The organism is Bizionia sp., from assembly GCF_048259285.1.
GTDB classification, from domain to species: domain Bacteria; phylum Bacteroidota; class Bacteroidia; order Flavobacteriales; family Flavobacteriaceae; genus Algorimicrobium; species Algorimicrobium hallyeonense.
Map to the genome: position 1 here is coordinate 53428 of NZ_JBLXHU010000007.1, position 14112 is coordinate 67539.

The window sequence follows — 14112 nt, forward strand, 5'->3', positions numbered from 1 at the left end:
TTAATATAAACGTCCCCTGAAAACTTATTTCAGTCTATGTAAATACATCTGAATGACATTCTCTACTCCCAAATATAAACTTTCTGAAATCAAGGCATGACCAATGGAAACCTCTAATAAATTGGGGATATTTTCTTTAAAATACTGAATGTTATCTAACGATAAATCGTGTCCTGCATTAATGCCTAAATCCAAGCTATCCGCTAAAACAGCACATTCGGTATAGGGCATAATAGCTTTTTTATTACCTAAACTAAATTCGTGTGCAAAAGCTTCTGTGTATAATTCAATTCTATCTGTTCCTGTAGCTTTAGCCCCTTCCACTTGTTTTAAAACCGGATCAACAAAAATTGACGTACGAATCCCATTATTTTTAAATTCCTGAATTACCTCTACTAAAAAGGCCTTATGCTTTAAAGTATCCCAACCCGCATTACTAGTAATAGCATTTACAGCATCCGGAACCAAGGTTACTTGAGTGGGTTTAATTTCCAAAACCATATTCATGAATTTCTCTATCGGTTTGCCTTCAATATTGTATTCGGCATATACTTCTGGTTTTAAATTGTAAGCATCTTGATAGCGAATATGACGTTCATCCGGACGTGGATGAATAGTAACGCCTTCCGCCCCAAAACGCTGAACATCTTTAGCAAATTGAACTACATTTGGCAAATCGCCACCTCGAGAATTTCGTAAGGTTGCTATCTTATTAATATTTACACTTAACTTTGTCATATTCTAGTCGTTTGATTTACAAAAATACAAACTCAACTACCGGAATTATAGTATTTTTTAATTAATTTGCAAATACCTAAAAACACGCTATGAATTTAAACGAATTTGTTATTAACGATATAAAGCCATTAGTAAGCACCGATAAAATTGGTGATTTACAAATGCTGTTTAATCAGTTAACTTATTCTCATATTCCGATTAAAACGCCTGATGGCTTATATGTGGGATGCATGTCTGAAACGGATGTGTATTGTTTTGAAAAACAGGAGGTAATTGCTGACCAAATGCACGCTATTGAAGGCTTTTTTGTTCGCGATAATACCAATTGGTTGGATGTTTTGGAGGCTTTTGCCCAAAACAGCACCAACATCATGCCTATATTGGACCGTAATAATATGTATATAGGATATTATGAGTTAAATGATGTGATTGGTCTATTTAACGAAACCCCGTTTTTTGCTGAAGCAGGAGGTATTTTAATTATTGAAAAAGGTTTAGTTGATTATTCCTTTAGTGAAATAAGCCAGATAGTGGAATCCAACAACGGAAAATTATTGGGTGCTTTTATTTCAAAAACTGAAAACGATATGATTCAAATCACCTTAAAAGTTGGAAACACGGGATTAAATGATATCATGCAAACATTTAGGCGTTACAGTTATAATGTTATTTCTGGACATGAGGAAGACAGTTACCTAGAGAGTTTAAAAGACCGATCAGCCTATTTAAATAAATACCTAAATATATAAGGTCATGAAAATAGCTATATTTGGTCAAGCTTTTAACGCCAGCACGGAAGAAGCACTTGTTATTATTTTGCATTACCTAAAGAATAAGGACGCCGCAAGTGTATTTTTAATTTCAGAGTTTAATCAGAAAATTCAAGAAGAAAAAGAATCGTCGTTCAATGATGTTCCGCTTACTGACGTTTTAGATTCGAGTTTTGATTTACTCATAAGCATTGGTGGTGATGGTACTATTTTACGAGCCATTACCTATGTTCACGACTTAAATATTCCTATAATTGGTGTTAACACAGGTAGATTAGGATTTTTAGCCACCATACAAAGTCAGGCAATTATTCCTGCTATGGATGCTATTTTTAATAAGGCTTATAAACTTTCGGAACGTAATTTATTAGCTATTGAAACATTTCCTAAAAAAGATGATTTTAACACACTTAATTTTGCACTAAACGAAATAGCCGTTAGCCGGAAAAACACGACTTCCATGATTACTGTGGAAACACGATTAAATGATGAATACCTAACATCCTATTGGAGTGATGGGCTCATTGTTTCCACACCAACAGGATCAACCGGTTATTCATTAAGCTGCGGTGGCCCCGTAATTACGCCAGATACAAATAGCTTTGTTATTACACCCATTGCGCCACATAATTTAAGCGCGAGGCCTTTGGTGATAACTGATTCTACTGAAATTCAATTAAAAGTAGATGGTCGTGAAGACAATTTTTTAGTATCCTTAGATTCTAGAATTGCAACCTTATCTAATGACACTATTATCAAGATAAAAAAAGCACCTTTTACCATTAAAATGATTGAATTATTAGAAGAAAGCTTTTTGGATACCTTGCGAAAAAAACTACTTTGGGGCGAAGACAAGCGCAATTAGGCAATAATTTTATTTAAAATCAGTTTAATTCAAATACATTTTGAATCAAATTGTTATAGGCTAATCTTAGTTTATTATATTTGCAAACTTTTAAACGTTTATGAGGTATTTAACCATCGTACTATTACTAATTTTAAGCAACCACGTCTGCCAATCGCAAACCCACGAATTGGGTGTGTTTCTAGGTGGCAGTAATTTTATTGGAGATGTTGGTAGCTCTAAGTACATTGCGCCTAACAAGCCAGCTATTGGTGCATTATACAAATGGAACAGAAGTCCACGTCATGCATTTCGGTTTTCGGTAATTTATACCGAGTTAGAAGGTAAAGACTCAAAATCAGACGATCCAAGACGACAACAACGTGATTACAGTTTTACAAACCAACTTATTGAAGCATCTGCTGGATTGGAGTTTACTTTTTTCGATTGGGACTTGCATGACGGTAGAATTAAAGCAACTCCTTATTTATATTCAGGAATTTCTGTAGCCTATCATGATAATTTTTATTTTAGTAGACAAGGCGTTTTAAGAGATGAAAACACCTCTAGTTTTGCCTATGGAATTCCCATGGTTTTAGGCTTTAAAACCAATGTATTAGGAAACCTTATTATTGCAGCCGAAATTGGTGCGCGTTATACGTTTTCAGATGAAATAGATGGAAGTGTTCCTGATTATGACAATGAAGCCCCAGTAGGCTTTGGTAATACAAACAATAATGATTGGTATATGTTTACAGGTTTAACCTTAACATATACATTCGGCAAGAAACCATGTTTCTGCGTATTTTAAAAAAAGTGAACTTAAAAGACTCCATACATACCGATTATTTACCCAAGCACCTAGCCATAATAATGGATGGTAATGGCCGTTGGGCAAAACAAAAAGGTTTATTGCGCAGTATTGGACATGAAAATGGTTCCAAATCTGTTCGCGAGATTGTAGAAGCTTCGGCTGAATTGGGTATAGAAAATTTAACACTCTATGCATTTTCAACAGAAAACTGGAATCGACCAAAATTAGAAGTGCAAACACTTATGAAGCTGTTAGTATCCTCATTAAAGAAGGAAATAAAAACACTTCAGGAAAACAACATTCGCTTAGCGGCTATTGGTTGTTTAGACTCCTTACCCAAAAAAGCACATAAAGAATTATTGGAAGTTATAGAAAAGACAAAGAACAATAAACGGATGTGTTTAACGCTAGCTTTAAGTTATGGCTCACGCGAAGAATTGCTAAATACCGTTAAGGAAATAAGTCTTAAAGTTAAAAATAATATAATTTCTGCGGAAAAAATTGATGAATCAGTTATAAATGAGCATCTTTACACGCGAAATTTACCAGACGTAGATTTACTAATTAGAACCAGTGGTGAGCAGCGCATAAGCAACTTTCTATTGTGGCAAATTGCATACGCTGAATTATATTTTACACAGGTGCTTTGGCCAGATTTTACAAAGCAAAATTTGTATGAAGCAATTATTGAATATCAAAAAAGAGAACGACGATTTGGGAAAACAAGTGAACAACTCCATTAATATCACATCATTGAAAACTTATATAGGACTATTATTTACTTTTTTATTTTTAGTAAGCAGTTTAACCATCCAAGCACAAGAATTACAACCAGCACCAACCGGTAAGAAATACACCCTTGGTGATATTTCAGTTTCTGGTGATACACACTTTAGCCCGCAAACTATTATTACATATTCGGGACTTAGAAAAGGGGAAGAAATCCTTATTCCTGGTGATAAAATTAGCGAAGCCATTAGAAAGCTTTGGAAATCCAATTTATTTAGAGACATTAATATGTACCTTCTTAAAACAGAAGGTGATGTTGCTTATTTAGAAATTCGTCTTTTTGATCTTCCAGAATTGAAGGAGCTGAAAATAAACGGTATTAAAAAATCTAAAAAGGATGATATTATTACCGAAAACAATTTACAAAATGGTGTAAAAGTTACGGAAAACTTGGTCACGACTACTAAAAACTACCTGACAAATAAATACCAAAAAGAAGGCTTCTACAATACGAAAGTACATATTAATACAATTGAAGTTCCAGACTCTACAGGACGTCCAGGCGTAAACATGGTTTTAAATGTTGATAAAGGCAAAAAAGTAAAAGTGAGCGAAATTAATTTTGAAGGGAATTCAGCAATTCCAGATTCGAAGTTACGAAAAGCCATGAAAAACACGAAACAGAAAAATTTCTTACGCATTTTTAAACGGTCTAAATTTATTGAAGCAGATTATAAAGAAGATTTAGAAAGTGTTATCGATAAATTGAAGGAAAATGGTTTTCGTGATGCACGCGTTATTTCAGATTCTATTTCCCGAATTGACAAGAAAAATGTTGCTATAAATATTAGGGTTGAAGAAGGTGAACAATATCGTTTTGGCGATATTAGCTTTATTGGAAACACCGTATACACTGATCAACAGTTAAGAGGTATTCTTCGAATTAATAAAGGCGACATTTATAATGGTGTTCTTTTAGAAAAGCGTATAGCAGACGAAACGAAACCAGATGCGTTAGATATTACCAATCAATACCAAAATAACGGTTATCTATTCTCTACGATAAACCCTGTAGAAGTTAACACAGAGGGTAATGTAATTGATATGGAGATCCGTATTACAGAAGGTAAGCCTGTTTATTTCAATAGCGTTACTGTTGTAGGTAATGATGTTACTAATGACCGGGTTATATATCGTGAATTACACACTAGACCTGGTCAATTGTATAGTAAAGCTAATGTTGTTCGTACTATTCGTGAGTTAAGTCAATTAGGTTATTTCGACCCAGAGCAAATTGCCACCAACTTTAATAACCCCAATCCAAATGAAGGGACTATTGACTTGGAATATGGCGTTGTAGAAACAGGATCAAGCCAAGTAGAGCTACAAGGTGGTTATGGTGGTGGTGGTTTTATTGGTACTTTAGGCTTATCATTTAACAACTTCTCTTTAAAAAACATATTTAATCCTGAAGCTTACAAGCCAGTTCCTCGTGGTGATGGACAAAAATTAGCATTGCGTTTACAAGCCAGTCGTTTTTACCAAACCTATAGTTTCTCATTTACAGAACCTTGGATGGGTGGAAAAAAACCAGTTCAATTTTCAACATCTATTTCGCATTCGGCACAATTTTTATATGATCCAACAACAGGAAATGCCGATCGCGATAAACGTTTTAATATTTCAGGTATAACAGTTGGTTTAGCCAAACGTTTAACTATCCCTGATGATTATTTCACTTTATCACAAGCTGTAAGTTTTCAACATTATAATTTAAAAAACTATAACACCGGACTATTTACTTTTGGTGATGGATATTCAAACAACCTGGCTTACACAATCGGTTTAAGTAGAAACAACACTTATAATGACCCTGTTTTTCCAACAGGTGGATCTAACTTTAGTGTTACAGCTAAGCTATCTTTGCCATATTCATTGTTTAATGGAGTGGATTACGATATGCTTATAGAAGAGCGAGATGCGTGGTTAGAGATTCAAAACGATCCAAATAATTCTACAATTATTAGAAATCAAGCAGCCAATCAAGTAGGTGCCATTGATCAAGAACGTTTTAAGTGGTTAGAATTTTATAAAATTAAAATGAAAGGTGACTGGTACACCAGACTATTTGGTAAGTTTATTGTAAAATCTGGCGTAGAATTCGGGTTCTTAGGAGCTTACAACCAAGCAAGGGGTGTAATTCCTTTTGAGCGTTTTTTCCTTGGAGGAGATGGTTTAGGAAGTTACAGTTTAGATGGACGTGAAGCCGTTGCGCTTCGTGGTTATCCAAACCAATCACTTCAACCAATTGATGGCGAAAATAATATTACCAACGATGGTGGAACTATTTATAATAAGTTCTCTATGGAGTTACGTTATCCAATTAGTATGAGCCAAACGGCTAAAATATATCTTTTAGGTTTTGTTGAAGGAGGTGTGTCCTATAATGATTTTCAGGATTATAACCCATTCAATTTATACAGATCTAGTGGTGCAGGTGTTCGTATTTTCATGCCAGCATTTGGTTTATTAGGTATTGATTTTGGTTATGGATTCGATGCGCTTCCAGGACAAACATCACCTAATGGATGGGAAACGCACTTTATTATTGGACAACAATTTTAATTTTGGCACGATATTTTCTATAACACTTATAATTAATTAAATCCCGATTTAAATTATTTTCAAATTAAAATTCATAATTTTGAAAACAGTAATTTAAAAAGGATAGAATAATATAAAAAGTCTGTCGTTTTAGAATTTACACGTTATAAATTATAAAATATGAAACAGATGAAATTAAAAGTTCTTTTTTTAGTGGCTACAGTATTCATGTTAAGCATGTCCAGTTTTGCACAACGTGGTGTAAGAATTGGCTACATAGACACTGAATACATTCTTGAAAATGTTCCAGAATATCAACAAGCAACGTCACAATTGGAAACAAAAGTCCAAAAGTGGAAAAGCGAAATTGAACAACAATTAGGAACTATTGCGCAAAAGCGAAAAGATTTAAGCAATGAAAAAGCGCTTTTAACTAAGGAATTAATTGCCGAGCGTGAAGAGGATATTGCTTTTGAAGAAAAAGAAATATTAGATTATCAGCAAAAGCGTTTTGGTCCTAATGGCGACTTAATGATTCAGAAAAAGCAACTCATTCAACCCATTCAAGATCAAATTTTTTCTGCGGTCCAAGATATTGCAGAAGCCAAGAAATATGATTTTGTTTTTGATAAATCAGCTGATGTAGTGATGCTGTATTCAGCAAAACGGTATGATTTTAGCGAGCAAGTTATTAGAAGTTTAACCCGTAGTGCTAAACGTACCCAAGCAGGTTCTAGAGCAGAAAAACAGGCTGCCCAAGATGAAAATCTGGTTATTGAAGTTGATGAAGAATTAGAAGCAAAACAAGAAGCTGCTGACGAACGCAAAAACGAAATAATGAACGAACGTGAAGCACGTAAATTAGCAGCTCAAAAACGTCGTGACAGTATTATTGAAGCTCGTAATTTAGCGCGTGAAGAAAAATTAAACAGCCGTAATCAGGACAATGAAGCTGATGAAGCCGAAGATGAGGTAGAAGAAACAACTGTTACTGAAAATAACAAAAACAATACAGACTCTGAAGAGGTAAAAACCCCAGAGCAAATTGCTGAAGAGCGCAGACAGGAAAAATTAGATGATCGTGCGCGCAGAAAACAAGAATTAGAAGAACGTAAGCAACGAATTCTAGCCGAAAGAGAACAAGCACGTTTAGAGCGTGAAAAAGCTAGAAACAACACAAATGAAGACACGCCAGACGAGGATGAAGGCGATAATTAATAATTAAATTTATAACACACATTAATACTATTTTTAAAATGAAACAATTCAAAACCCTTTTATTTGCAGCAGCATTATTTATTGGAGCAACCAGTTTTACACAAGCTCAAAGCAAAGTTGCGCACATTAATACCCAAGATTTAATTAAATCTATGCCAGAAATGTCAACAGCACAATCTGAAATGGAAAAATTGGGCAAAACGTATGAAGCTGATATTAAAGCTATGGTAACTGAATACCAAAATAAAATGAAGCAATACGAAGCGGAAGCACCAACAAAAACGGATGAAGAAAACCAAAAACGTTTGATTGAAGTTCAAACTATGGAGCAAAACATCCAACAATATCGTGGTACTGCGCAACAAGACATGCAAAAGAAAGAAGTAGACTTATTAAAGCCTATTACTGAAAAAGCCAAAGCAGCTATCTTAAAAGTAGCAAGAGCTCAAGGTTTTGAGTATGTACTTGATTCTACACAAGGTGGTGGTGTAATCATGGCCGACGGTAAAAATTTATTAGACGATGTTAAGAAAGCGTTAGGTATCTAATCTTTTTTTAAAATATTCTATAAAAAGCCACTTATATCAAGTGGCTTTTTTATTTTTGGTATATGAGCACAAAACCTATTGGTATATTCGATTCTGGTGTTGGTGGCACGTCCATTTGGAACGAGCTCCACCTGCGTTTACCACATGAGAATACCATTTACCTTGCCGATAGTAAAAACTCGCCCTATGGTACTAAAACGCAGCAGGAAATTATTCAATTAAGTATCAAAAACACCGAACACCTAATGTCCAAAGGTTGCAAACTCATTGTTGTGGCTTGCAACACCGCGACAACCAATTCCATAAAAATACTTCGCGAAAAATTTCCAATTCCCTTTATAGGTATTGAACCTGCTATTAAACCAGCAGCTTTAAATACTAAAACCAAAGCCATTGGTATTCTTGCCACTCGCGGCACCTTGTCCAGCGAATTATTTCATCAAGCAGCAGATTTATATAGTCGGCATATACAAGTTATAGAACAAGAAGGCGAAGGTATAGTGCAATTAATTGAATCGGGTAAATTAAATTCATCTGAAATGACAGGGTTATTAAAACTCTATTTACAACCCATGATTAAAGCCAATATTGATTATTTAGTGTTAGGCTGTACGCACTACCCCTATTTACTTCCACAGCTATTAGAGTTATTGCCAGAGCAGGTTAAAATTATTGATTCTGGAGAAGCAGTTGCCAAACAGACGGAACTTATTTTAAAAGAGAATAATTTATTAAATAGATCCATGACTAAAGGGAAGTGGCAATTTAACACCAATGCAAGTACAGAGGTTATTACCACGCTTTTAGGTGGTAATCATGATATTTCTTATTTGGATTTTTAAGAAAGAAAACATAAATAGTAATCATAATACCTCCTATAATGTTAAAAAACATCCTATTTCTTTTATTTCTAATTTCCGGTTCAAGTTGTATCTTCAGTCAAAATAATATTTCAACAAAACAACAAGCTCCACCAATTACCATAACGGATTGGATTGCTAATGTTCCCAATGATAAGAATCTTAACCATAAATATATAGTTTTGGAGTTTTGGGCAACTTGGTGTGCACCATGTTTAAAAAATGTTCCACATCTTAACGATTTACAAAATATATTTAGAGAAAATAAAGAATTATATTTCGTTTCTATAACCAACGAAGAAGTTGTGAAGGTTAAAAAATTATTAGAAAGGGTTCATTTTGAGTCTATTGTAGTTTCCGACATCAAAAGTCAAACTCAAATTGTTTATGGTGATGGCAAGAGAGGTATTACTAGACTTCCTCTAACAATTCTAATTGGTAAAGATGGTTATATAAAATGGATAGGAACAGCTAGTCAGCTCAATGAATTTGTGTTAGAAGACTTTTTGAATGATAGATTATTTACAGAACAGAAAACTATTTATAAGGATGATAAACAAATATTTAATTCATTATATAAAAAGAAATCTGAAAGTTCATTAAGCATGCTAATGTATTTAGCTAAAAATGATAGTATTGATTATTATTTAGATATTCAAGAATCACCAAAATATAATTATCAAATTAAGAGTGCTCCTCGAATATCCAAATTATCACTTTTAAGCGCTGTTACTTTGAAGGATATTATGTTAAGTCTTGGCTATAAACACAACCAAATAATCATCAAACCTAAAGACACTTTAAAAACATACGATGTACTATACAAAAATTCGAATTTTAATCCAGAAGCTTTATCTAAATTAGAACAAGAAATTTTAAGCTATACTGGTTTTAAAAAAAATTCTGATTTTGGCGTAATTTCAATTAAGGAAATCACAATAGAAAACACAAAGTTACTTCCGAAAACAAAAGTAGAAACAACATCTACTTTAAAGCTTGGGAAAAACAAAAGTATATTTTACAAATACACCATTGAGAAATTAGTAGGGGCACTAAACAAAAACACAAATTATTATTATCACTTTAATTCAAAAAACACAAATTATTATGATTTTGAAATCGATTTCTCGTCAGAAAGAACAATTACGGAAAGTCTATTGAAATGCGGTTTCAGCATTAAGGATAGTAAGACAAAAACTAAAGTTTACACCTTTCAAAAAAATTAATCTATTAGAAAACAATACCGTTTTAAAATCTCAATAATACCATTTCATCAAAGTCTAAATTATATAAAAAAAGAATCTACTCCTTAAACCAACCCGAATATGTCACGTAGTTTTCGGCTATTCTATTAATTTCACCTGAAATTAATTCTTGGCTAATATCCTTTACTTTTTTAGCTGGAATGCCTGCATAAATGCTATTTGATTCTACATGTGTATTTTTGGTTAACACAGCACCTGCAGCAATAATACTATTGCTTTCTACAACACAATCATCCATTACTATACTACCCATACCAATAAGTACATTATCATGGATGGTACACCCATGTACGATAGCATTATGTCCAATAGACACATTATTTCCTATGGTGGTTGGCGATTTCTGATATGTAGCATGAATAATGGCACCATCCTGAACATTCACTTTATTTCCCATTTTAATATAATGAACATCACCACGAATTACGGCATTAAACCAAACACTGCAGTTTGAACCTATTGAAACATCGCCAACAATGGTGGCGTTTTCGGCAATATAACAATTAGTTGGTATGTTTGGTGCTTTTCCGTTTACGGGTTTGATAACAGGCATAATAATGTTGCTTTTATAAATTATGTTTTGAGTATTCGTTTTTATGAATTGCTAATGTAGGATTATTTTTGAGATTAATATTTCTACTCTTACTGAATGGTTTTGAGAAAGGCCTAAATGACCTAAAAGGTTTCTAAAACCTGATAGGTTTGGAAATCTAGGGTGATATAAAAAATTTATTAGTTCTCGCTTCGCTTGAAATGGTTAACGCTTGTGTTAAATTTGAAGTGCTGTATTTAAAGCTATGAAATTCCTGCTTTTGCAGGAATTCTATTTAAAAAAAGCCAACAATTCCGCTTTTCTAGAAGCCGAAACACTCACTTGCTTCCCATTACTCAACACAACACTTCCACCCTTTCCTTTCACGTATTTTACAATCTCGTTGACGTTTACTAAATAGGATTTATGCACGCGTGAAAAGTGGCTATCCATCAACGCATCTTCAAAATACTTCAAGGTCTTACTTACCAATTTCTTTTTCTCATTATTTAAATAAATCTCCGTGTAGTTATCATCGGCTTTGCAATACAAAATATCTGCTGTGTTGATGACTTCAAACCCATCCTGCTGTGGTACGGTTATTTTTCCTGAAATCACCTGTATTTTAGGGACTAAAACCTGATCTTGAAGCGCGGATTCTTTCTGTTTAATTTCAGTTACATAATCCACCGCTTTAATTAATTCATCAATAGAAATTGGCTTCATTAAATAATACGATGCGTGCGCATTTAACGCATCCATAGCATAGTGATTATAGGCTGTTACAAATATGGTTTCAAAATTAATATCGCCTACTTTTTCTAATAAATCGAAGGCATTTCCATAAGGCATTTCCACATCTAGAAACACCAAATCTAGTTCGTTATTTCTAATTAAAATGAGTGCTTCCTCCACGTTTTCTGCTTCACCTAAAACCTGGACATTTGGACAGTAGCGTGTTAAGTAGTTTTTTAAAATATCTCTACTAGTATGTTCGTCTTCGACTATTATAGCTTTTAGTTTCATATTCTTATTTTTTTAGATTTGGGCTCTCATTCTTTTGTTTACAAATTAAGTTGTCTTAATATGCGATAATCAATCTTTTTTCAATGTGACAATCACTTGGGTTCCTGCATCTTCTTCATCCTGAAAATCGGAAATGCTTACATCTACTTTATCCTGATACATATCATTTAAAATAGACACCCGTTTTTGAATATTACTCATGCCTTGTGAGTTATGCTTTTTCTGATTATCAGTTTTTAATTCTTTAGAACGTTCGCGACCAATACCATTATCAGAAATGGTAATCGTTAGTTCTGTTTCGCTTGTTTTACAGATTCTAATGGACAACAACCCTTTGGTTGTTTTATAACGTAAACCATGCCATACTGCATTTTCTATATACGGTTGTAACAGCATAGGTGGAATTTGAAAGTCGGAAACAACCACATTATCCGCAATGGTTATCTCATAATCAAATTTATCTTGGAACCGGAAATGCTCCAATTTCGTGTAAAGGTCCAACAGGGCAATCTCTTTTTCCAAGGGAATAAAATCAGCTTCACTATTTTCTAAAACGGAACGCATGAGATGGGAAAAATCGGATAAATATCTATTAGCTGTTCGCTCATCATTAGCCGCTATAAAACTATTTACGGAGTTTAAGGCATTAAAAATAAAATGCGGATTCATTTGGCTACGCAACGATTTTAAAGCTAATAAATTATTTGCCAAACGTTGTTGTTTAATGTATTTATACATAAAATAAGCCGTAACCAAAAGCAACAATAATCCTCCAATTAAAGAGTAGATTATGAGCTGCTGACGCTTGTTACGTTCTGATGTTAATTGATACTTACTTTCTGATAATTGTCTATCGGATTCCAAACTGGTAATCCGATTTTGCTTTTCTGCAATTTCTTTACTAAATCTGGCTGCTTGAATAATTTCTTGTTCTTTTTTTATGTACAGAGCTTCAACTAAATCAGTATATTCTTTGTAAGTTTCTAGTGCTTTATCATACTCTCCAGAACTACTATAAACTTCAGATAATTTACGCTTAGCATCTTTAGCAACCACCAAATCATTTTTTTCACTGGCTTCGTCAATACTTTTTTCTAAATAGGCCTTGGCACTACCAAAATCCTTCTGTAAATAATAGGCATTTCCAATTTTATAATTTTGTTTTTGAACAGTTAACGCACTTTCATTACCGATAGCCGAATCTAACTCAATATTTTGAATGGCTTGTATGGCTTGTTTTCGCAGTTCAATTTCATCAGAAAAATTTTGACTTCTATTTTTGAAATCGGCCACTTTCACTTTCTCCTCCACAGCACGCGAACCGGTTTCTTGAAAGGCTAATTTTAAAGCATTATCAAAGTAATCTTCCGCTTCTTTTTTATTCCCAGTTTCACTCAACACTTGGGCTATTTTCGAATTTAAATCGGTTATTTTAGGCTTTATCCTGTATTGATCTGCAAATTCTAAAGCCGTAGTATAGGATTTTAAGGCATTTCTATAATTTTGAATACTGCTAAAGGTATCTCCAAAACCTTCATATAATTGGACTTTTTGAAAATTACTTAAATCGACTTCCGAAATATTGCTATAAACTGAAAGACTTTCTTGATAATTACTATTTAACCAATAGGCTTTGGCTAACTTTAATAAAACAGCATTGGTTGTCACGCTTTGAAGGCTAATGCGATAATTACTAATTGCTAAATCATATTGTTTCCAATGAATATATACATCACCTAAAACTTCATATACTTGCGCATTTTCGTTAATAAAGCGACTTTTGGAAAGCGCTTCTGTAATAAATTGCAAGCTTTTTTCTATATCTGTTTTTAAATAGGTTTCCGCAGAATCTATAGATGCATTAAAAGTTGACTCTTGATTTATTTTTGGCGCTTCAGATGTTAACTCATTTGCTCGCACTTCTATTTTTATGCGTTCGTTATCTTTTATGGTGTAGTAAACGGTTTGGAAATCTTTATGCCTTATCACTAATTCATCACCTCTTTTTGCCTGAATTCTAAATTCACCAGCCATATTTGTTGTGGTATATGCGCCACCATTTACCTCAATATTAACTTTTGGAATGGGCTTACTAAATTCAGCATCATATACCGACCCACGAACTGTAAAAACAGTTTGTTGCCTATTAGATGATGTTGACATT

Annotated in this window: 13 protein-coding genes; 9 read left to right on the forward strand and 4 right to left on the reverse strand. The window is 33.6% G+C overall.

What is annotated here, in order from left to right:
* Nucleotides 1-24: 24 nt before the first annotated feature.
* Nucleotides 25-738: a pyridoxine 5'-phosphate synthase gene (locus tag ACN0QX_RS05405; protein WP_417195807.1), complete on the reverse strand. Its 714-nt coding sequence runs from the start codon at nucleotides 736-738 to the stop codon at nucleotides 25-27.
* Between the two features lie 89 nt (nucleotides 739-827).
* On the opposite strand from ACN0QX_RS05405, the gene ACN0QX_RS05410 reads away from it, so the two are divergent.
* The 9 genes from ACN0QX_RS05410 (at nucleotide 828) to ACN0QX_RS05450 (ending at nucleotide 10351) form a co-directional block, all read left to right on the forward strand.
* Complete coding sequence (locus ACN0QX_RS05410; protein WP_417195808.1) at nucleotides 828-1487, forward strand: acetoin utilization protein acuB; 660 nt, start codon at nucleotides 828-830, stop codon at nucleotides 1485-1487.
* Nucleotides 1488-1491: 4 nt separating this feature from the next.
* Nucleotides 1492-2373, forward strand: a complete 882-nt coding sequence (locus ACN0QX_RS05415; protein ID WP_248397679.1) for an NAD kinase — start codon at nucleotides 1492-1494, stop codon at nucleotides 2371-2373.
* Nucleotides 2374-2473: 100 nt separating this feature from the next.
* Nucleotides 2474-3163 carry a DUF6089 family protein gene (locus ACN0QX_RS05420; RefSeq protein WP_417195809.1) on the forward strand — a complete coding sequence of 230 codons (690 nt, stop codon included), beginning with the start codon at nucleotides 2474-2476 and terminating at the stop codon, nucleotides 3161-3163.
* Nucleotides 3145-3909, forward strand: coding sequence for an isoprenyl transferase (locus tag ACN0QX_RS05425; RefSeq protein ID WP_371922397.1), 765 nt, complete (start codon nucleotides 3145-3147; stop codon nucleotides 3907-3909). Before ACN0QX_RS05420 ends, ACN0QX_RS05425 begins: the two co-directional genes overlap by 19 nt.
* Complete coding sequence (locus ACN0QX_RS05430) at nucleotides 3842-6520, forward strand: BamA/OMP85 family outer membrane protein (RefSeq protein WP_417195810.1); 2679 nt, start codon at nucleotides 3842-3844, stop codon at nucleotides 6518-6520. The genes ACN0QX_RS05425 and ACN0QX_RS05430 overlap by 68 nt, the downstream gene beginning before the upstream one ends.
* A 159-nt stretch (nucleotides 6521-6679) precedes the next feature.
* Nucleotides 6680-7717 (forward strand): OmpH family outer membrane protein, encoded by a 1038-nt coding sequence (locus ACN0QX_RS05435; RefSeq protein WP_417195811.1) that lies wholly within the window; start codon nucleotides 6680-6682, stop codon nucleotides 7715-7717.
* Nucleotides 7718-7755: 38 nt separating this feature from the next.
* Nucleotides 7756-8265 carry an OmpH family outer membrane protein gene (locus ACN0QX_RS05440; RefSeq protein WP_066248235.1) on the forward strand — a complete coding sequence of 170 codons (510 nt, stop codon included), beginning with the start codon at nucleotides 7756-7758 and terminating at the stop codon, nucleotides 8263-8265.
* A gap of 62 nt (nucleotides 8266-8327) precedes the next feature.
* Nucleotides 8328-9107 carry a glutamate racemase gene (gene murI, locus ACN0QX_RS05445; RefSeq protein ID WP_417195812.1) on the forward strand — a complete coding sequence of 260 codons (780 nt, stop codon included), beginning with the start codon at nucleotides 8328-8330 and terminating at the stop codon, nucleotides 9105-9107.
* A gap of 38 nt (nucleotides 9108-9145) precedes the next feature.
* A complete protein-coding gene (locus ACN0QX_RS05450) occupies nucleotides 9146-10351 on the forward strand; it encodes a TlpA family protein disulfide reductase (RefSeq protein ID WP_417195813.1) in 1206 nt (401 codons plus the stop codon).
* A 76-nt stretch (nucleotides 10352-10427) separates the two neighbouring features.
* On the opposite strand, the gene ACN0QX_RS05455 is transcribed toward ACN0QX_RS05450, so the two are convergent.
* From ACN0QX_RS05455 to ACN0QX_RS05465, 3 genes are all read right to left on the reverse strand, one after another.
* Nucleotides 10428-10943: a gamma carbonic anhydrase family protein gene (locus ACN0QX_RS05455; RefSeq protein ID WP_417195814.1), complete on the reverse strand. Its 516-nt coding sequence runs from the start codon at nucleotides 10941-10943 to the stop codon at nucleotides 10428-10430.
* A gap of 270 nt (nucleotides 10944-11213) precedes the next feature.
* Nucleotides 11214-11948 carry a LytR/AlgR family response regulator transcription factor gene (locus ACN0QX_RS05460; protein WP_417195815.1) on the reverse strand — a complete coding sequence of 245 codons (735 nt, stop codon included), beginning with the start codon at nucleotides 11946-11948 and terminating at the stop codon, nucleotides 11214-11216.
* A gap of 69 nt (nucleotides 11949-12017) precedes the next feature.
* Complete coding sequence (locus tag ACN0QX_RS05465; protein ID WP_417195816.1) at nucleotides 12018-14111, reverse strand: histidine kinase; 2094 nt, start codon at nucleotides 14109-14111, stop codon at nucleotides 12018-12020.
* Nucleotide 14112 lies beyond the last annotated feature (1 nt).

Coding starts and splice junctions, on each gene's coding strand:
- ACN0QX_RS05425 (WP_371922397.1), top strand. CDS start 3,145: ATGTTTCTGCGTATTTTAAAAAAAGTGAACTTAAAAGACTCCATACAT.
- ACN0QX_RS05435 (WP_417195811.1), top strand. CDS start 6,680: ATGAAACAGATGAAATTAAAAGTTCTTTTTTTAGTGGCTACAGTATTC.
- ACN0QX_RS05450 (WP_417195813.1), top strand. CDS start 9,146: ATGTTAAAAAACATCCTATTTCTTTTATTTCTAATTTCCGGTTCAAGT.
- ACN0QX_RS05410 (WP_417195808.1), top strand. CDS start 828: ATGAATTTAAACGAATTTGTTATTAACGATATAAAGCCATTAGTAAGC.
- ACN0QX_RS05465 (WP_417195816.1), bottom strand. CDS start 14,111: ATGTCAACATCATCTAATAGGCAACAAACTGTTTTTACAGTTCGTGGG.
- ACN0QX_RS05440 (WP_066248235.1), top strand. CDS start 7,756: ATGAAACAATTCAAAACCCTTTTATTTGCAGCAGCATTATTTATTGGA.
- ACN0QX_RS05430 (WP_417195810.1), top strand. CDS start 3,842: ATGAAGCAATTATTGAATATCAAAAAAGAGAACGACGATTTGGGAAAA.
- ACN0QX_RS05460 (WP_417195815.1), bottom strand. CDS start 11,948: ATGAAACTAAAAGCTATAATAGTCGAAGACGAACATACTAGTAGAGAT.
- ACN0QX_RS05455 (WP_417195814.1), bottom strand. CDS start 10,943: ATGCCTGTTATCAAACCCGTAAACGGAAAAGCACCAAACATACCAACT.
- ACN0QX_RS05405 (WP_417195807.1), bottom strand. CDS start 738: ATGACAAAGTTAAGTGTAAATATTAATAAGATAGCAACCTTACGAAAT.
- ACN0QX_RS05415 (WP_248397679.1), top strand. CDS start 1,492: ATGAAAATAGCTATATTTGGTCAAGCTTTTAACGCCAGCACGGAAGAA.
- murI (WP_417195812.1), top strand. CDS start 8,328: ATGAGCACAAAACCTATTGGTATATTCGATTCTGGTGTTGGTGGCACG.
- ACN0QX_RS05420 (WP_417195809.1), top strand. CDS start 2,474: ATGAGGTATTTAACCATCGTACTATTACTAATTTTAAGCAACCACGTC.